Source organism: Streptomyces sp. BoleA5 (assembly GCF_000373665.1).
Taxonomy (GTDB): Bacteria; Actinomycetota; Actinomycetes; order Streptomycetales; family Streptomycetaceae; genus Actinacidiphila.
The window spans coordinates 80250-97705 of record NZ_KB892091.1 but is presented as its reverse complement, the minus strand read 5'-3'; the positions used below and the strand labels follow the sequence as shown (position 1 = coordinate 97705).

Annotated in this window: 14 protein-coding genes and 4 pseudogenes; 10 read left to right on the top strand and 8 right to left on the bottom strand. The window is 70.3% G+C overall.

The genetic code is table 11. The features are described 5' to 3' along the window. Positions 1-217 precede the first annotated feature (217 nt). Complete coding sequence (locus B085_RS0104400; protein WP_018557346.1) at positions 218-469, top strand: hypothetical protein; 252 nt, start codon at positions 218-220, stop codon at positions 467-469. Positions 470-696: 227 nt separating this feature from the next. Here the strand turns inward: B085_RS0104400 and B085_RS0104395 are convergent, their stop codons facing one another. Together B085_RS0104395 and B085_RS0104390 are read right to left on the bottom strand one after the other, a co-directional pair. Next, positions 697-1083: a hypothetical protein gene (locus B085_RS0104395; protein ID WP_018557345.1), complete on the bottom strand. Its 387-nt coding sequence runs from the start codon at positions 1081-1083 to the stop codon at positions 697-699. Between the two features lie 2 nt (positions 1084-1085). Continuing rightward, the gene (locus B085_RS0104390; protein WP_018557344.1) at positions 1086-1328 is read right to left on the bottom strand and encodes a hypothetical protein; all 243 of its coding nucleotides are present in this window, start codon (positions 1326-1328) and stop codon (positions 1086-1088) included. Positions 1329-1969: 641 nt separating this feature from the next. Here B085_RS0104390 and B085_RS51840 point away from each other — a divergent pair. The 3 genes and pseudogenes from B085_RS51840 to B085_RS0104380 all read left to right on the top strand — a co-directional run. Beyond that, positions 1970-3127: pseudogene (locus B085_RS51840) on the top strand (PP2C family protein-serine/threonine phosphatase); the annotation flags it as partial. Positions 3128-3190: 63 nt separating this feature from the next. Then, a complete protein-coding gene (locus B085_RS51835; protein ID WP_420706582.1) occupies positions 3191-4258 on the top strand; it encodes a GlxA family transcriptional regulator in 1068 nt (355 codons plus the stop codon). A gap of 165 nt (positions 4259-4423) precedes the next feature. Then, on the top strand, positions 4424-4855 hold the full coding sequence (locus B085_RS0104380) for an FAD-dependent oxidoreductase (RefSeq protein WP_018557342.1): 432 nt from the start codon (positions 4424-4426) through the stop codon (positions 4853-4855). Positions 4856-5021: 166 nt separating this feature from the next. Here the strand turns inward: B085_RS0104380 and B085_RS49110 are convergent, their stop codons facing one another. Then, positions 5022-5399: a hypothetical protein gene (locus tag B085_RS49110; RefSeq protein WP_158689653.1), complete on the bottom strand. Its 378-nt coding sequence runs from the start codon at positions 5397-5399 to the stop codon at positions 5022-5024. A 494-nt stretch (positions 5400-5893) separates the two neighbouring features. Between B085_RS49110 and B085_RS46495 the strand changes: the two are divergent. Then, positions 5894-6385: pseudogene (locus B085_RS46495) on the top strand (sigma factor-like helix-turn-helix DNA-binding protein); the annotation flags it as partial. On the opposite strand, the gene B085_RS0104365 reads toward B085_RS46495, so the two are convergent. The 4 genes from B085_RS0104365 to B085_RS0104350 are packed head-to-tail and all read right to left on the bottom strand — an operon-like array spanning position 6298 to position 11130. Beyond that, positions 6298-7371 (bottom strand): amidohydrolase family protein, encoded by a 1074-nt coding sequence (locus B085_RS0104365; protein ID WP_018557339.1) that lies wholly within the window; start codon positions 7369-7371, stop codon positions 6298-6300. The pseudogene B085_RS46495 and the gene B085_RS0104365 sit on opposite strands and share 88 nt — an antisense overlap. 38 nt (positions 7372-7409) lie before the next feature. Then, positions 7410-7892, bottom strand: a complete 483-nt coding sequence (locus B085_RS0104360) for a (2Fe-2S)-binding protein (protein ID WP_018557338.1) — start codon at positions 7890-7892, stop codon at positions 7410-7412. Further along, positions 7889-8821 (bottom strand): FAD binding domain-containing protein, encoded by a 933-nt coding sequence (locus B085_RS0104355; RefSeq protein ID WP_018557337.1) that lies wholly within the window; start codon positions 8819-8821, stop codon positions 7889-7891. Before B085_RS0104355 ends, B085_RS0104360 begins: the two co-directional genes overlap by 4 nt. Continuing rightward, positions 8818-11130: a xanthine dehydrogenase family protein molybdopterin-binding subunit gene (locus tag B085_RS0104350; protein WP_086020666.1), complete on the bottom strand. Its 2313-nt coding sequence runs from the start codon at positions 11128-11130 to the stop codon at positions 8818-8820. Before B085_RS0104350 ends, B085_RS0104355 begins: the two co-directional genes overlap by 4 nt. A 684-nt stretch (positions 11131-11814) precedes the next feature. Between B085_RS0104350 and B085_RS0104340 the strand changes: the two genes are divergently transcribed. The 3 genes and pseudogenes from B085_RS0104340 to B085_RS0104330 form a co-directional block, all read left to right on the top strand. After that, positions 11815-13578, top strand: coding sequence for a pyridoxal phosphate-dependent aminotransferase (locus tag B085_RS0104340; protein ID WP_018557334.1), 1764 nt, complete (start codon positions 11815-11817; stop codon positions 13576-13578). Further along, positions 13575-14378: a phosphatidate cytidylyltransferase gene (locus B085_RS0104335; RefSeq protein ID WP_018557333.1), complete on the top strand. Its 804-nt coding sequence runs from the start codon at positions 13575-13577 to the stop codon at positions 14376-14378. Before B085_RS0104340 ends, B085_RS0104335 begins: the two co-directional genes overlap by 4 nt. A 327-nt stretch (positions 14379-14705) precedes the next feature. After that, positions 14706-15362, top strand: a pseudogene (locus B085_RS0104330) (TerD family protein); the annotation flags it as partial. A 62-nt stretch (positions 15363-15424) separates the two neighbouring features. Here the strand turns inward: B085_RS0104330 and tgmC are convergent. Beyond that, a complete protein-coding gene (tgmC, locus tag B085_RS41180) occupies positions 15425-16372 on the bottom strand; it encodes an ATP-grasp peptide maturase system methyltransferase (protein WP_018557331.1) in 948 nt (315 codons plus the stop codon). Positions 16373-16390: 18 nt separating this feature from the next. Between tgmC and B085_RS41175 the strand changes: the two are divergent. Both B085_RS41175 and B085_RS0104315 read left to right on the top strand, forming a co-directional pair. Next, positions 16391-16929: pseudogene (locus tag B085_RS41175) on the top strand (hypothetical protein). Between the two features lie 308 nt (positions 16930-17237). Beyond that, positions 17238-17435: a type II toxin-antitoxin system Phd/YefM family antitoxin gene (locus B085_RS0104315; RefSeq protein WP_037731284.1), complete on the top strand. Its 198-nt coding sequence runs from the start codon at positions 17238-17240 to the stop codon at positions 17433-17435. Positions 17436-17456 lie beyond the last annotated feature (21 nt).

The following is a 17456-nucleotide window of genomic DNA, read 5'->3' as shown; positions in this document are numbered from 1 at the left end:
CGGGGCTGGGTCTGCCGTGCGACGCGGTGGCCAGGCTCAGTTCCCAGGACGGCGGCTAGCCGGCGATCCTCAGTACCCGCAGCAGGGGGTCGTCGGTCAGCGCGGCGAAACCGGGGCCCACGGCCACGCCGAGGCCCTGGAACGTAGGCGGGAGCGTTGACATCCGTTCGGCGCGCCGTGCGAGCGCAGGAAGGAGAGCGCGATCGCCATCGCCGACATGGAGCGGTTCGCCCGGCGGCATGCCCCCGCGTACGTGTTCGACTACTGGGGTCGCGAGCACGAGTTCGGTCCCGCACGTCAGTCCCTGCGCATGTACGCGGAGCCGTCTCTTGGAGAGGGCACCGCCTTCGACGTCCGGGAGCGGCGGTCCACCATCACGGCGCCGACCTTGGTGCTCGCGGGAGCGGGGGACTTCATCTGCGGTCCGCAGTGGGGGCGCGCCGACTCCTTCACGACACGTCGCCGGTGACGGGTGAGGACTTCTGGTCCACGGGAGTTCGCCGCCGCTGTCACCGGATTCGTCGCGGCCCCGCCAGCCCCGCGAGCCCCGCCGCACCCACGGGCCACGCATTCTGACGTCCGCAGCCGGTCCTGGGGGGAGGGGCCTTCCGCCGCCCCGCCCCGGGCGCCTGACGGGCCACGCGGTCCGGCGACACGCCATGGGCCTGCGGGGCATACGTCGGGTGGGGTGACGGATCACGCCAGTGGCGGGGCCTGCCAGGAGCGGAGACGGTCGGCGATGTCGAAAATGGTCAGCCGCAGTGCTCTGATGTCGGCGATCAGGTCGCGCCACTGGTCGTAGGAGGCGTTGACTGCCTCCCCGGAGGCTTCGATGTAGGCGACGGCGACGCCGTAGCCGTAGAGCTCGTTGCGGGCCGGGAGTGGCCGCTGGAGCACGATCGTGTCGAGCAACGCGGCGGCCCGCCAGCAGGTGTCCGGGTTGTCGACTTCCAGGCTGGGGGTGTTGACCCGGTGCCGTGCTACAGCGGCGACGAGTCCGGAGTAGTCGCGGACCGAGAGTTCCTTGCCGAGGAGGTCCTCCTGGCGGTCCAGGAGCCAGCGGTGGTCGATCTGCAGTTCCAAGATCAGGCCACCCGGTAGGTGGCCCGCGCGGGTGCGCCGCCGAAGTCACGGTCGAAGCCCTCGGCGAAGCCCGGCCGGGTGACGGCCGCACGGAAGGCCTCGGTGGCCTTGCCCAGCCTGGCCTGGTTCTCCTCTTCCAGGGCCAGCGCGGCCAGGTATGCACGCACGCTCATCCCGCGCGCCGAGGCCAGCGCCGCGAAGCGGTCCCGCGTCTCGGTGTCGATCTTGACAGTGGTATCAGCCATACCGTGAGTATACCCCGCGGTATACCTTTGTGAATACACAAGTCCCTCGGTAGGGGCGCTCTGGGTGGATGGAGCGCGTCTGCCGCGTGTCGGAGTCGCAGTAAGGGAACGTATGCACGAAATCTTCCTGTAGGAGAATTCCGGACCGGTATGCGACGGGTGTCACAAAGGGGGTGAATCGTCGGTCGTATCTGGAAAGCGCCGATGCGACCACCAAGGGAGGCGTCCACGGCCACGAAATGGGCCATCTCCACGGCCTTCGTGATCACCACGACGGGCACCGCCCCGGCGGTGATCGCGGCATCCGGCGGCCAGGGTATGTACGGCCGTGAGCGGCGTGTGTCGCAACGGCGCAGGCGGCGCAGATCGTCGCGCTAGCCGCGACAAACGTCACCCGCCGAGCCGGTGAGGCCTGTTGTGTGCCGTGCCGCGGGCCGTTCCTCCCGTAGGGGGCCGGCGGGGACCTTCATGCCGCCCGTGAGTGCCGGCCGTCCCGCGCGGGACGTGCCCACGGCGCCGATTCCCCGACAACTCGCTCTGTACCGGGCGGCGATGTGAGTCCGGACGTCTCACATCAGCGGTCCGGCCGTGACCGTACCGACTCGCCACGCAGTGGCCTGAGCATCCGATAGGCGACGCACATGACCTCATCTCTGCCCATCCGCCACCCCGTGACGAATCGCGGACCGAGGGCCGGCGCCCGACCCGGAAGCCGGCTTTCCACCCGTGGGGTGCGACAGGGCCGCACGCCTTTCGATGAGTTCCTGTCCTCGCCCCTGCGTCCTGTGGGCGCGGTCCTGCTGCTGGTGGGCGCGAGCGTTGTCGACGGGGTCTGCGCACCGCCTGTGGGCTGGGTGGCCCTGCTCGTCGCCGCGACGGCGGCGGCGACCTTGGCAGGTGCCGCGGTGACCGGGGGAGTCCTCCTCGTCCTGGGCGCAGTCGACGTCAGCCTTGCCCTCAACGGCAGCGGCTCCGCCTGTGTCAGCGCCACGAACGTTGCCGTCAAACTCCTCGTGTGCGCGATCATCACGGTGTTCTGTGCCCTGCGGGAGCACCATCGCATGGAGCTCACCGCCGTCCGCGCGATATCCGAACTGACGCAGGGGGTCGTCCTGCGGCCGCTCCCGGATCAACTCGGCCCGCTGCGGATCGCCGCCACCTATCAAGCGTCGGACGCGCACGCGACAGTCGGAGGCGATCTGTACGCGGCTGCCCGCGTGCCCGGTGCCACAAGGATCCTCATCGGCGATGTACGCGGCAAGGGTCTGGAGGCCCTTCATGAGGTGGCTGCCGTGGTCGGCGCCTTCAGGGAAGCCGCTCGTCTGTGCGACAGCCTCCCTGAAGTGGCCGCTCACCTCGAAGGAAGCATCCGTGTCCATCTGGAGGAGATCTCCGAGGCGGACGACGCCGGTGAACGCTTCATCACGGCTGTGGTTCTGGAGGTCCCCGACGACCGCCGGGTGGTCTCCACGGTGAACTGCGGCCATCCCGCGCCCCTCGTGGCGAGCAGAGGCCGGGTGACACTCCTGGAGCCAGGCCGTTACTGCCCACCCCTGGGCTTGGGCAGTCTGGCCCCCCGCGACTACCACCAGGACACGTTCCCCTTTTCAGCCGATGACGTCCTGATGCTCTACACCGACGGCATCACCGAAGCCCGCAACAGTGCCGGCACTTTCTATCCCCTGGAGGAGCGAGTCGCCTCCTGGACGGGCACGGATCCCGGCAGGCTCCTTCGTTACGTTCAAGCGGACGTCTCCCGACATCTCGGCGGTCCGCTGGGCGACGACGCCGCCATGGTCGCTCTGCGGCGGAGCGATCTGCCGCGCGCTGGAGCGGTGCGCCCCGGTGCGGGCTCTGGGGCGATGTCCCCCTTTCCGCCGCGGACCGCCGCCACGGGGAAGGCGGCATCCTCCTTCCTTCCGCAGTCCTCGGGTGACGGGCGGGCCGATGCGGGTCACCACGTCCTCGTCGTGATGTTCGACGGCGTACAACTCCTCGACGTGACAGGCCCGTTGGATGTGTACGCCGCGGCCAATCAGCACGGCGGCGACTACCGGCTGACCACCGCCTCGCCGGACGGCAAGCCGGTGCGCACCACGGCCGGCCTGCGGCTCGTACCGGACCTTGCGCTCGACGACGCCGACTTTCCCATTGACACCCTTGTCGTCCCCGGAGGGCCCGAGTGGCGGGTGCCCGTCGCGGACCGGGCGCTGATCGACGCCATCAGGCGTCTCGCCGCCCGCTCCCGCACTGTCGCTGCCGTCTGCGCCGGGGCGTTCCCCCTGGCTGCCACAGGTCTGCTGGACGGACGCCGGGTGGCGACGCACTGGAGGCTTGCCGCGGAACTCGCCGCCGGCTTCCCCCGGATCCAGGTGGACTCCGAGGCGATCTTCGTGAGGGAAGGCAGATTCGTCACCTCTGCAGGGGTCACCGCCGGTATCGATCTGACACTCTCTCTCGTCGAGTCCGACCTGGGTGCGGACGTCGCCCGGGCAGCCGCCAAATACCTCGTGGTGTTCATGGCCCGGCCCGGTGGACAGTCCCAGTTCGCCTTCCGCACGCATGCCCGCGTCCCCCGGCACTCCCCGCCTCGCGACGTCACGGACGGCGTGGTCACGGACCCTGGTGGAAACCACGGCCTGCGGGCACTTGAGGCCCGGGCCGGAGGTGATCCGGAGCAACTCACCAGGCTGTTCCCCACGGAGACCGGGAGCACGACCGCAGACTTCACCGGACGCCTTCGCGTCGAGATGGCCCAAGCGCTGCTCGAGGGCGGCGACGACGCCCTGGAGGTGGTCGCACGCCGCAGCGGATTCGGTTCGCAGGAGGCCATGCGGCGGGCCTTCGGCAGCCACCTCGGTGTGAGTCCCGGACTCTATCGCGCCCGCTTTCGCACGACGCGCCCCGAAGCCGTTCCGAGACGCAGCTGAGCAGCAGGGTCGCCGGTAGTGCGGAGACGGGCCGCTCAGCACCGAACCCCTCTGTCATACCCGGCAGGTGACGGTGCGTCGCACAAGACCCACGTCACACTGGCCTCCCCTCACGGAGCGGGCTCCTGTCCTGTCTACGGTGCGAAGACGTGGGCATTCCCCGGCGTGCAGTATGTATTCGACATCGACACGCTGCCCGCCGCGGCCGCCTTCGACCACCATCTGCGGCGGCCGCCGCAGCGGATGTCGTCCGCGGGCCGCTACACGGCGGTGGCGGTCGGGGCCGGTTTCACCGGCCTGGAGATCTCCACCGCGCTCGGCGAGCGGCTCCGGACGATTGCGGACACGCACGACGCCGGCGGCGAGGTGCGCGTGACCCTCGTCGATCGCGCCGACGTGATCGGGCCGGAGCTCGGCGAAGGCCCGCGTCCGAACATCGACGAGGCGGTGGACGAGCTGAAGATCGAGCGGCGCCCGGGGAAGACGGTGACGTCGGTCACCGCCGACGAGGTGACCTTCTCGGACGGCGAGGTCATCCCCGCCGGCCGGTGCGCTCGTCACGGCGGGCTGGGACCGCACGGTCCAGATGACCGGTGAGGACGCCAAGGCCCTCAAGCGGAACATCAACGAGGTGTGGATCTACCCGGCGGTCGACGACGCCGAGCTGATCCTCGCCCAGGCCGGCAGCTTCTCCGACAGCTGACGCCCAGGCAGCCCTGCGGCGCCCGGCGGTATCCGCCGCCGGGCAGTTCCGGTGGACGAGTCAGAGGCTCCGCACCAGGAAGAGGCGCCCCAGCGCGTCCTGATGTATCTCATGCACTTCCACGTGCCCGCCGCTGAGGCGGGCACCGTTGCGGGTCGCGAGCTCCGGCACGCTGTTGGCGCGGGCCAGTGCGAGGCTCACCGCGTGGTCGGCGTCGAAAGCCCTGTGCACGACGTAGAAGAGCCAGACGTTACGAAGATCCGTGGTCGGGGTCTTCAGACCCACCAGCCACTTGCCGTGCTCGGGCTCATGGGCCCCTTTACGACGAGGGGAACGGTTCGCGCGGGGTGTACGCCGTGAAGTGTGGGAACCTGCTGCGACGCCGTGGCTGTTCGTGAAGGTGTCCCGGCCGTCGCACATGGTCATCTCGAGCAGCATGGCCACTCATCTCCGTCCTCGATTCCTGCGACCCCACCGGGGTGACGAGTATTCATCCGGGTGTGCCGAGATTGTGGTCTTTATCTCTTTTCTTCTCGACCGGGTTGCCCGGCTGTTCGTGACATCGAGGAGGGCCCGCATGGCCAGGGGCTCCTCCGGGGGGCAATTGAAGCCCGACGAACGGCCTTGCTCCCGAGTCAGGCGGGCGCAATACCTCGGGCTCCATCCTTGGCCCCGTTGCTTCGCCGGTGGCTGGCCGCGAGCCACTGGCCCTGTCACAGAAGCGGGTCGTTCCCGGTCTGTACGGCAGCGATGGAAGCAGTGGTGACGTTGAGCGACCACAGCCGTTTCCGCTGCCAGGTACGCCGTAGGACGCACAGTGCCGACCAGCGCCGCCGCCTCCCGGGTGCGGTTGCGGGTGCCGCCCGCGATCACGCGTCGGCCGTATGGCCGCGGTGCTGACAGCGGGACGGAGGATCGGGGACCCCAGACTCATGCATTTCGAGCCGTCCCCTGCTGGAAGTGACCTCGACCAGGCGGTGTCTGTCTTCGTGGAGCTGCGGCCACGTCTTTTCGGCATCGCGTACCGTGTGGTCGAGACTGAGGACGTGGTCCAGGAGGTGTGGCTGCGCTGGCAGCGGACCGACCGCTCCGCGGTGGTCGGCCCGGTGGCCTTTCTCGTGACGACGACGACCCGGCTGGCCATCAGCTTCGCGCAGTCCGCACGGTTGCGCCGGGAGGCGTACATCGGGCCGTGGCTGCCCGAGACCGTCGACACGAGCGTGGACCCGGCGGTGGGCGCCCAGCGCGCGGAAGCCGTGGAGCTGGCGCTGCTGCTGGAGAAGCTGGGGCCCACTGGGCGTGCGGCCTACATACTGCGTGAGGCGTTCGACTACGGCTATCCCGAGATCGCCGAGATCCCGCAGCTCAGCGTTGTCAATGCGCGGAAGATCGTGAGTCGCGCCCGCGGGCATCTCCTGGCTGACTCCGGGCTGCGGATGCCGAGGAATGCCCGACCGTTGATTTCGAGTCCATTGGCGTCGAGGCCGTGGTCCAGCAGGTAGCGGACCGGTTCGGGCTGCGCCATGTCGAAGGGGTAGTCGCTCCCGCACAGGATCCGGTCCGGTGCGGCGTGGGCCGACAGCAGTCTCAGTACTTCGGGATCGTGGGTGACTGTGTCGAAGTACAGCTTGGCGAAGGAATCGGCCGGAGGTCGGCCGCTGCCGTGCCGTACGTCCGCCCTTGAACGCCATCCGTGTCCCCATCGTCCGAGCAGTGCTGGGGCGCAGCCTCCGCCGTGGACGAAGCAGATGCGAAGGTCCGGCAGTTCTTCCATGACTCCCGTCAAGAGCACGGACGCCACAGCGGTGGTGGTCTCCACCGGGTTGCCGATCAGGTTGACCAGGTAGTGGCCTTCCCACTCCGGGCGCGGCAGCTGCATCGGGTGGACGAGGACGGCCAGACCTGTTTCGGCGGCGACGGCCAGCACTTCGCGCATGGTGCCCGATCCGTAGGATTGCCCCTGGCGCAGAGGTGGGACGGCGATGCCTGCGATGCCCTCCATGTTTTTCAGGCGCGTCATCTCGTGACGGGCGGCATGCACGTCATCGACACGGACCAGTCCGAGCCCGACCAGGGTGCCGTCTGAGGACGCGACTGCCTCCGCGAGTTGGTCGTTGTAGGCCGCGACGTATTCGTCTGCGTCGCTGGGCGCGAAGACGGGGAAGGCAAAGGGCGGCGCCGAGACAACGCGTGCGCCCAGGCCCGCTTTCAACGTATCGGCGATGACCGCCTCGATGTCGGTCATCGCCGTGGTGGGGAAGAACAGCGGGCTGTCGCCGAGGTACAGCTCTCCGCCGCGGTCGTTCATGCCGCCCAGGGGGAAGCCCGGTGGGAGGGAGAGCAGTTCCCGGGGCAGCCAGTGGGCGTGGACGTCGATGATGCCCGCGCGGATGCGTCCCGTTACGGCCATGTCTCCTCCTCAACCGGTCGGGGTTGGCCCGAGGCAGGTCAGGTCGCGGGCTGCCGCTGTTCCCGCGCTGCACGCGTGATCGCTCGGCGGATGGGTTCATAGCCGGTGCAGCGGCAGACGTTGGATCCGACGATGTGGTCGACGCGCTCGGGGTGGTCGGCCAGGTCCGGGTCGGCTTCCAGCGCCCCCGCGGCCACCATCAGGAAGCCGGGCGTGCAGAAGCCGCACTGCAGGGCGTGCTCGGCGGAGAAGGCCCGCTGCAGGGCGCTGGGCTCGCCGTCCGCTGCGGCCAGTCCCTCCACGGTCCGGACCGCGCTGCCGTCGCACTGCACGGCGAGCATGAGGCAGGAGCGCACGGCCTCGCTGTCCACGAGCACGGTGCAGGCCCCGCACACGCCGTGCTCGCAACCCAGGTGGGTGCCGGTGAGCTGGCAGTCCTCCCTCAGCACGTCGGCCAGGATGCGCCGGGGCTCGACGTCGAGGGGGAACTTCTCGCCGTTCACGGTGAGGGTGATCTTCATTGGCCGTCTCCCTGGGACTTGCCGCTGCGGGACCGGTGGTCGTTTGCCGCCTGGCACAGGGTCCTGGCGGTCACGACGGCGATGGCGTGCCGCCGGTATTCGAGGTCCGCGTACGGTTCGGCGATCGGGTCGGCGTCCTGCTCGGCTGCGATGCGGCCCGCACGGGCGAAGGGGTGGCTTTCCGGCAGCTGGTAGCCGTCCGCGGGTGGACCGATCTCGACGCCGGTGAGGGCTTGCTCGGCGGCGTGGGCGCGCAGGGGGCGGTCGGCGCAGTTGACCAGTCCGATGCGTGCTTCGCGGATCACTCCGTCCTGCACGGTGAGGACGGCCGCGACGGCGACCTGGGCGAAGCAGAAGTGGGTGCGCCGGTGCTCGATGAACCCGACGCTGGTGTCCTCGGTGAGCAGCGGATACGTCACAGAGGTGATCAGTTCTCCGGGTCGGCGTTCCGTTGTGAGCGGGCCATGGAAGTAGTCGCGGGCCGCGACCGTTCGGGCGCCCTGGCGTCCTTGCAGTTGGATGTCGGCGTCCAGAGCCATGGCGATGGCGCACCATTCGGAGGCGGGGTGTCCCCATCCGAAGCTGCCCACCATGGTCCCGCGTGACCGGATGGGCGGGTGGGCGATGTTGACGACGGCGAGGGCGAACAGCGAGCCGAGGGGACCTGGTACGGCCTGCGCGGACTCGAAGACCCGGTGCCTGATCAGGGCGCCGACCTGAAGTGTGTTGTCGATGACGCGCATGTGGTCGAGTTCCGGGATGCGGTTGATGTCGACGACCAGGTCGGGGCGGATGCGCTCCAGGTGCATCTCCAGGAGCAGGCTCTGGCCGCCGGCCAGGACCTGGGTCGTGCGGTCCCCGTCTGCGAGGGCGTCGAGGGCCTCAGGCACGGTGCGGGGGGCGACGTAGTCGAAGGCGGCGGGCTTCACCGGGTATCCTCCTGCTTCGGTGCCCTGGCGGCTCGCCAGATCACGTCCGGGGTGAGCGGCATCTGCAGCAGGTCGGGGTCGGCCGGACGCAGTGCGTCGACCACGGCGTTGACGATCGCGGCCGGCAGGCCGATGCAGCCGGACTCGCCGGCGCCCTTGGCGCCCAGTGGTGAGTTGGGGCTGGGCGTGCAGGTGTCCTTGACCTCGATGGGCGGAACCTCGGTGTAGGTCGGCAGGAGATAGTCCAGGAGGCCGCTGCTCAGCATCGGGGTGCCGGCGTCGTCGTAGGGGATGGCCTCGTACAGGGCCTGGCCGATGCCCTGCAGCGCAGAGCCGAAGGCCTGAGCGCGGACGATCTCGGGATCGAGTTGGACCCCGCAGTCGTCGACCGTCACCACCTTCACCAGTTCCACGGTGCCGAGTTCTGGGTCGACCTCGGCGACCGCCACGTGGGCGCCGAAGGGGAAAGCCATGCCCGTCTCGAAGCGGTCCTCCACGCGCATCGGGCCGGTGGCCTTGACCAGCTCGCTGACGTCCATGGCCGCCGCGCCGTCGTGGGCGGCGTGCACCGCGCCATCGGTCCATTCGACCTGCTCCAGGGGCAGATCCCACAGGTCTGCGGCTCGCTGCCGGGCCTCCGTGATGACCAGTTCGGCGGCGTGCTGCAGCATCGCACCGGCGACCTGGGCCGTGCGGCTGGCGAACGAACCCAGGCCCTGGGGCTGTTCGTCGGTGTCGCCCTCGATCAGCCGGACGCGCTGCTCATCCACCCCCAGGGTCTTGGCGACCAGCGCGGGGAACACCGTTTCGTGGCTCTGGCCGCTGGAGGCGGCGCCGCACCGCGCGGTGATCGTGCCATCCGCGGCAACCTCGATGCTGCCGAACTCGTGCAGGCCGCCCGCCTCCCCGCCGGAGCGCTCGACATAGCAGGACAGGCCGATTCCCAGGGGCTTGGCGGCCGGATCCGTCCTGCGCCGGGCCTGCTCGGCCCGCCACGCGTCGTACCCGACGGTCTCCAGCGCCAAGTCGAGAGCGCGGGCGTACTCGCCGCTGTCGTAGGTCCGCCCGGTGGGGGTCGTGTAGGGGAAGCTCTCGGGCGGGACGAAGTTCCGGCGCCGCAGCTCCGCGGGGTCGAGCCCCAGCCGGCGGGCCATCATGTCCATGCACCGTTCCAGCGCCATCACCGCCTCGGGCCGCCCGGCACCCCGGTAGGGGTAGGTGAGCATGGTGTTGGTCAGGACCGAGCGGACGGTCGCGTGGACCCGCGGGGTGGTGTACGCGCCGGTCGCCATCCAGGCCGTCTGCATCGGCAGCCCCACCCCGAGGTGAGGGTAGGCGCCGACGTCGGCGTCGATGTGGAGCTCGTAGGCGAGAAGCCGTCCGTCGGCGTCGGCGGCCAGGCGGGCGCGCTGGTCCTGCCCGCGGCCGCGCGTGGCGGCCATCATCGATTCCAGACGGTCCTCGATCCACCGGACCGGTCGCTGGAGCTCGACCGCCAAGAAGACAGCCACGACGAACTCCGGGAACGAGGCGCTCTTGCCGCCGAATGCTCCACCGGTGTCCGGCACCACCACCCGGATCTGCTCCTGCGACCAGCCGAGCAGTGCCGCCGTCTCACGGCGCAGCCGGTGCGGCATCTGGTGCCCCGACCAGATCGTCAGACGGTCGCCCTCAGGGACGGCGAGGATCGTCCTGCACTCCATCGGCGTGGGCATCAGGAGGTTCTGGCGGTACCGGCCCTCCACCACGGCGGCCGCTTCCCGCCACACCTCGTCCTCGACGGGAATACCGGTCTCGCCCCGCAGGGCGATGTTGCTCAAGCCTTCAAACAGCCGGGTTGCATCCTTGGCGGCCTCGGATGGTGTCACTACGGCGGGCAGCGGGTCGACCTGGAAGGTCACCTCGGCCGCCCCGTCCTCGGCCCGGTAGCGGTCCTCACCGAGAACGACCGCGACCGCCTCGCCCGCGTAACGCACCCGATTCTTCACCAACGCCGGCCACTCCCGGCCGGCAACCGCCTCGTCCGAGGACAGCCTGGCGAGCACGGTGTGCGGCACCGGAGGTAGGTCCTGCAGGTCCGCGGCCGTGTGCGCACACGCCGGCAAGTCCGCGAGATCCGCGGCGGACCAGGCGCCCACCACACCAGGCACCTCACGAGCCGCACTGCAATCGACCACACGCAGCAGACCGTGACCGACCTTGCTCCTCACGAACACAGCGTCAAGACAGCCCGGCACATCGATGTCGGCGACGTATTGGCCCTTACCCGTGAGCAGCCGCTCGTCCTCGCGCCGTGACCAATGATGCACAACCACACCTCTCACTGGTACTGGCTCAGGTTCCTGGTACGACGCCACCCGGTCCCCATCGACCCTCACACCCCGGGTCCCGTATCGCGACAGACCGAATACGCGTCAAAGCGCTTGAAGTGGAGCTTAAGCACCCCGTCCGAGTCCGCGCATGTCGAGCGTTCGGGCCAACGCGCCGCATCGCTCTTCAGAAGTCCGTCGAACGAGGCCCGATGTCGGCCACCGCGTCCGCCAGCGCGGACAGCCCCGCTTCCTGCCCGGCCGTCGGCGACACTTTCGAGGGCATCACCGCAGGCCAAAGCCAGCGAAAGAGATGCCCCATTGTCCGATGACCGCGCCTCGGCACGTTCCAGGATGCGCCGGATCTGTGGCCGGCTCGGTCAGCGCCGGCGGGCCGGGGTCGGTGAGTCCACATGGGACGGCGCAGGCACGTAGGGAAGTGTCACCGCTCTCCGGCCACCAGCCCATCGGTCATTCGTATGGAACCGGGGTCGGTGAGTGCCCGCCCGGCCAGTGACGTCATCGCGGCACTCAGCCGCCTGCGTGGTAGCCGTTGTGGGTTCGCAAGCTGGTCATCGAGTGCAGGCGAACTCGCCTCCGGCTGAGTACGCGTACTCAGGTGCCGGCTGCCGGACTCCTCCATGCTGGGGCGCGATCGACGGACCTTCTCAGGGGGACATACGCATGGACCACGCCCTGCAGCTGCGCACTGCCACTCCTCGGGATCACGACTGGATCCACGAACTGCGCCACCGCGTGTACGCGGAGGAGCTCGGCCAGCATCCGGTGGATCCGTCGGGAAGGCTGAGTGACGGACTCGACGGCGACAACGTCTATCTCGTGGCCGCGCGCGGCCAGACGCGGATCGGCTTCGTCAGCCTCACCCCGCCGTGGGTCGGCCGCTACTCACTTGACAAGTACCTGACGCGCCAGGAGCTGCCGGTCCTGACCGACCAGGCGCCGTTCGAGATCCGCGTCCTGACCGTCGAGGAGCACTGGCGGTCCACCGCGGCGGCGCCACTCCTTATGTACGCGGCGCTGCGCTGGGTCGCGGCGCGGGGCGGCCGCCGGGTGGTGGCGATGGGACGCACGGAGCTGCTCGACATGTACCTCGCCGCCGGGCTGCGGCCGGTGGGGCGCACGGTCCGCTCGGGCGCAGTCTCGTTCGAGGTCCTCAGCGGTTCCGTGGCCGAGCTGACGAGGACGGTCGCGGAGCGCCACGGCCGGATCCTGGAGCGGCTGCGGACGGGCCTCGACTGGCGGCTCGACGTGCCGTTCGCGCCGCGTGCGGACGGCTGTGAGCACGGCGGGGCGTTCTTCTCGGCGATCGGCACCGACTTCCGGACCCTGACCCGCCGTCACGAGGTGGTCGCGGCGGATGTGCTGGACGCCTGGTTCCCGCCGTCCCCACGGGTCCGCGCGGTCCTCTCGGAGGATCCGGGGTGGGCGGCCCGGACCTCGCCGCCGACGGGCGCGGAGGGACTGCTCGCGGAGATCGCCGGGGTCCGCGGGCTGCCGGTGGAGTCGCTGGTCGTCGGGGCGGGCTCGTCCGATCTGATCTTCCGCGCGTTCGGCCGGTGGCTGACGCCGGGGAGCCGGGTGCTCCTGCTCGATCCGGGCTATGGGGAGTACGCCCATGTCACCGAGCGGGTGATCGGCTGCCGGGTCGACCGGCTCCAGCTGCGCCGGGAGGACGGCTGGCTGCTCGACCCGGCCCGGCTCGCCACCACGACCGGCGACGGACGGTACGACCTCGTGGTCGTGGTCAACCCGAACAACCCGACCGGCCGCCACGCCCCGGCCGACGCGCTGCGCGCGGTGATCGAGGCATCGCCCGCGCGGACCCGGTGGTGGATCGACGAGGCGTACCTCGGGTACGTCGATCCGGCGGACTCGCTTGCCGGGCTCGCCTCGGTCGACGCCCGGGTCGTGGTCTGCACCTCGCTGTCGAAGATGTACGCGCTGTCGGGGATGCGGGCAGCGTACCTGGTGGCCGGTCCGGATACGGCCGCGGAGCTGCGGCGCTGGACGCCGCCGTGGCCCGTGAGCCTGCCGGCCCAACTGGCTGCCGTGACGGCGCTGCGCGACCCCGCGTACTACGCGGAGCACTGGGCCCGCACCCATGTGCTGCGCCGGGGACTGGCGCACGACCTCGAGCAGTTGGACGGGTTCTCCTCGGTCGACGAGGGGGTGGCGAACTTCCTCACGGTGACCCTGCCGCCGGACGGACCGAGCGCAGCGCGGCTGGTGCGCGAGTGCCGGCGGCACGACGTGTTCCTGCGTGACCTGTCGCCGATGTCCCCGGCGTACGAGGGGCGGACCGTCCGGATCGCCGTCCGCGACACGGCGGAGAACGCGCGCATCGTGGCTGCGTGCCAGAGCGCCCTGGACGCACTTCGCACGCTGGCCCCAGTGGTGTCGGGCGCGCCGGGACAGGCCTCCCGGTGACGACGGTCGCCGGTCTCGTGCCGTACCTCGGCGGGGCACTGGCGGTCGGAGGCGTCGCGGTGGCGGCGACCCAGCGCCGTGAACTGATGGTCCGCTGGTGCGTGTGGGCGCTCGGAGTGCCCCTGGTGACCGCCGCGTTCTGGCTCGGTCCACCGGGGATCGCGGTGCTCGCGGCCGTGGTCGGTGTGGTCGCGGTGGCGGAGTTCGGCGGGCTGCTCCGGCTGGGTCCGGTGGACCGGGCGGTGCTGGACGCGGCGCTCGTCGGACTCGTCCTCACCGCCTGGCTGGCCCCCGCGGAGGTGCTCCGGGTGGCGGCGGCCGGGGCGCTTGCGATTGCCGGGGTTCCGTTGCTCTCGGGCGACGTGGAGCACGGGCTCCGCCGCCTGGGGGCGGGCCTGCTGGGGCTCGTGTGGCTGGGCGCCCTGGCCGGCCTCGTATCGTCCGGCGCCCTCGGCCTCGTCCTGTTCGTGGCCGTGTCGATCGCCGACATCGTCGCGTACGCGGCGGGTCGCCGTCTCGGCGGCCCCCGGCTCTCCCCGCTGTCGCCCGCCAAACGGTGGAGCGGCACGCTGGCCGGGGCCGCGGCCGGTCTCCTCACGCTGGCCGTGCTGTCCTCCCTGACATGGCAGACGGCGGTGGCCGTGGCGGTCGGCGGCCCGCTCGGGGACCTGCTGGAGTCGATGGTCAAGCGGGGCGCCCGCGCCAAGGACGCCGGCCGGTGGCTGCCCGGCTCCGGCGGCATCCTCGACCGGATCGACTCCCTCCTCGTCGCTCTGGCGGTGCTGTTGGTGCTGGAGTGAGCCACGAGGTGGTGGCTTCATACGCGGCAAGCGGTGCGCGGGAGGGTGTTCTGAGGGCCGGTGGCGCTCCGATGTGGTGCTGGTGCTGGTGGTGGTGGGATCCGGTGTTGTGGGGTGGGTGACTGGCTGGTTACGGATTGGAGTTGTCTGGTTGTTGCTGGTCGGGGGGCCGGCGTGGGGGTGGGGTGGGACAACGGTGTCCCTGGGGAGGGCCTGTCGCGTCATGAGTCGTCGCTCTGGTGGGTTGATTGGGATGTGGGCTGAGGCGCAGCGTCAGCAGCAGCGGCAGGTGGAGGCCGAGCAGCGGGCCCGGGTGCAGCAGCAGAGTTCGGGCCGGGCTCGCACACTTTCGCGAACGGAAAACCGCTGGAACTGATCTCGGGTGCGGAACTGGTGGACCTCCTGCACCGCCACGGACTGCCGGGCAGGCTCGGCGACACGCAGGTCGGTGTCCCGCAGCAGCGGCCTGCCCCCGATGAGACTGACGCCGGCCCCGGCCAGGACCACAACGTGCTGGGAATGTCGTGGTCGGACAGCGTCGCCCTGGACGTGTGCGCCCTGGTGTGCCAGGGATCCCGGGTGCTGAGCGACGACCACCTCGTCTTTTTCAACAACCCCCGGACTCCGGAGGGAAGCGTACGGTCGGTGACTGCAACCGCCGTCGACCCCGTCACCAACCCCGAGGCAGACCTTTCCGGATTCACCGACGCCTTCATCCGGCTCCTGGGTCCCTTGGGTGAGGAACTCGGCCGCTTGGAGGTCTCCGACGGCCGCCGCGGAGAAACAGCCCTGGTCCTCGGCTCCTCCGGACAAGGCTGCCATCCGCGTGGCCTTCGAGGCCCTGCCGGAGATGGCAGACCGGCTTGTCCTGGCCGCGGCCTCCGCCGCCGCGCCAGCGGCGACTGGGACTTCGTCATCGGAGGCAAGGGATACCCCGGCGGCCTGGAAGCCCTGGTGCAGGAGCACGGCATCGAGGTGTCCTAGCGTCCAGCACCGCCTGCGCACGCTGCGGGCACCCGTCCGGGATGTTCCCTGCGACGGGGTGTCTAACTCCTTGTGCTCCACGTCATGTGCTGGGGCCTGTCGGGTGTCACGGTTACCCGGAGCTTCTCCAGTCCGGGGGTGCAGTCGTGCCGCCATTGCACGATGTGTTCCTCGATGTCGTCCCACAGCCGGGCGGGCCCGCCCTGGCGCACCCGCCACTTATCCCCGGTGCGGCGGAGCAGCGCCCACGTGCCGACTTTGACGTCCACGAGGAGGTGGTCTTCGTCGCCGAACTGGAGTCGCTGTCCCCGCGGTGCTGCGATCTGCGCGATGAACCGGGCCGTCCAGTCGTCCAGGATGTCGGCGCCCACGACGGCCCCTCGCTCGTAGCCGTCGCGGGTGTCGGGCAGCATGCCGAGAGCCGGGGGCAGGTGGGGGCGGGCGAGCATGAACGACACCTGTCCGCCGAGTAGTCGTCCGGAGGCGGTGCCGTCCTCGTGGACGGTGAGTCGGGCCAGCTCGGAGGAGCCCATCCAGCCGCTCAGTGTGGCGAGGATCTGGCCGCCGGGCCGGGTCTGGGCGAGCCACGCCGCGGGGATGGTGTGCACGCCGCATGTGGCGATGATCCGGTCGTACGGCGCGTTGTCCGGATGCCCGGCCAGGCCGTCGCCGGCCACCAGGTGGGGGACGTACCCGAGCTGGGCGAGCGAGGTTGCGGCCCTGGCAGCAACGTCAGGATCGACCTCCACGGAGGTGACCAGGTCGTCCCCGAGGCGGTGGCAGAGCAGCGCCGTGGAGTAGCCCGTGCCGGTGCCGACCTCCAGGACGCGCATGCCGTCCTCGACCTCCAGGTCCTCCAGCATCCGCAGCACCAGACCCGGGACCGTGCTGGAGCTGGTCGGCTCGCGGAAGATCCGGCCACGGATGTCGCCCGGCGCGATGGTCCCGGCGATCTGAAGTAGCCTGGCCGCGGCGTTGGACTGCCAGATGCTTTGCGCGTAGTGGATCACGAGGGGTTGGGTGGGGGTATGACGCGCACCATGTACTTGTTCGCCAGCGCTGCGCCTCCGGTTTTCGACATCGCCGGGGTGATCGATGAGCGCAGCGGCGTGGCTGGGACGTGTGCCTGGGGCTCACGCCGACCGCGGTGGACTGGCTGGAGGACAGTCTGGTAGGGCTGGCGGCGCTGACCGGGCATCCCGTGCGGTCGCGGTACAAGCGGCCCGGCGAGCCGGACGTCTGGCCGCCGGCCGACGTCATTGTCTTCGCGCCGGTCACGTTCAACTCGGTGAACTCCTGGGCGCTGGGGCCCACGCACCACTTCGTGGTGGGGGTGGTCGCCGAAGGCATCGGCAAGGGCATCCCGATCGTGGCGATGCCGTGTGTGAACGCGGCCTATGTGCGGCACCACCAGTTCGAGGAGAGCGTCGCGAAGCTGCGGGCGATGGGCGTGGCCGTGCTGTATGGCGACGGCGGCTTCGTCCCGAACCAGCCCGGCACCGGGAAGCCCGCCGACTATCCCTGGCATCGGGCGTTGGATGCCGCAGCGACCCTGGCCGAGGCCTGAGCATCCCCGGCCTGCGTGGCACCACGCGTTCCGGTCACACGGGCGATGGCAGGGGCGGCCATGGCGCCGACACGGCGGTGGGGGGCGGCAGGTGCGGTAACTGCAGCTGGCTTGTTTACTGGCGGATTCGGGATCTTGGTCGGCGTATTGGCGCGGCAGCCGGCGCCCCCACCGTGTAGATCACCGCGTCCGGGCGGCGCGGCTGTCGTCGCTGGATGCAACCAGCGTTGGTCACGGCGGGGTGGGAGGCTGGCGAGTCCGGAAGCGGCAAGTATCGCAACTATGATAGTTCGGGTAGTGTGGTGGGCATGGAGACGAGGACGTACACGACAATCGACCTCCGCAAGGCCATGGGCGAGATCCTCGACCGCACCCGTATTGCAGGTGAGGCCGCCGCGATCACCCGCAAGGGCAAGACGGTTGCCTACCTGGTGCCCGCCGAGTGGTTTGAGCAGCAGCGGGCCGCACAGCAGCCGGCCTCCGACGTCGGCCAGGACGCGGCCTGAAGCGCCGGGCAGGAAGACCAG

Excerpts from the sequence above, each read along its gene's own strand:
- B085_RS0104400 (WP_018557346.1), top strand. The coding sequence starts at position 218 with ATGGAGCGGTTCGCCCGGCGGCATGCCCCCGCGTACGTGTTCGACTAC.
- B085_RS0104390 (WP_018557344.1), bottom strand. The coding sequence starts at position 1,328 with ATGGCTGATACCACTGTCAAGATCGACACCGAGACGCGGGACCGCTTC.
- B085_RS51835 (WP_420706582.1), top strand. The coding sequence starts at position 3,191 with ATGTCCCCCTTTCCGCCGCGGACCGCCGCCACGGGGAAGGCGGCATCC.
- B085_RS49110 (WP_158689653.1), bottom strand. The coding sequence starts at position 5,399 with ATGCTGCTCGAGATGACCATGTGCGACGGCCGGGACACCTTCACGAAC.
- B085_RS0104365 (WP_018557339.1), bottom strand. The coding sequence starts at position 7,371 with ATGGCCGTAACGGGACGCATCCGCGCGGGCATCATCGACGTCCACGCC.
- B085_RS0104360 (WP_018557338.1), bottom strand. The coding sequence starts at position 7,892 with ATGAAGATCACCCTCACCGTGAACGGCGAGAAGTTCCCCCTCGACGTC.
- B085_RS0104340 (WP_018557334.1), top strand. The coding sequence starts at position 11,815 with ATGGACCACGCCCTGCAGCTGCGCACTGCCACTCCTCGGGATCACGAC.
- B085_RS0104315 (WP_037731284.1), top strand. The coding sequence starts at position 17,238 with ATGGAGACGAGGACGTACACGACAATCGACCTCCGCAAGGCCATGGGC.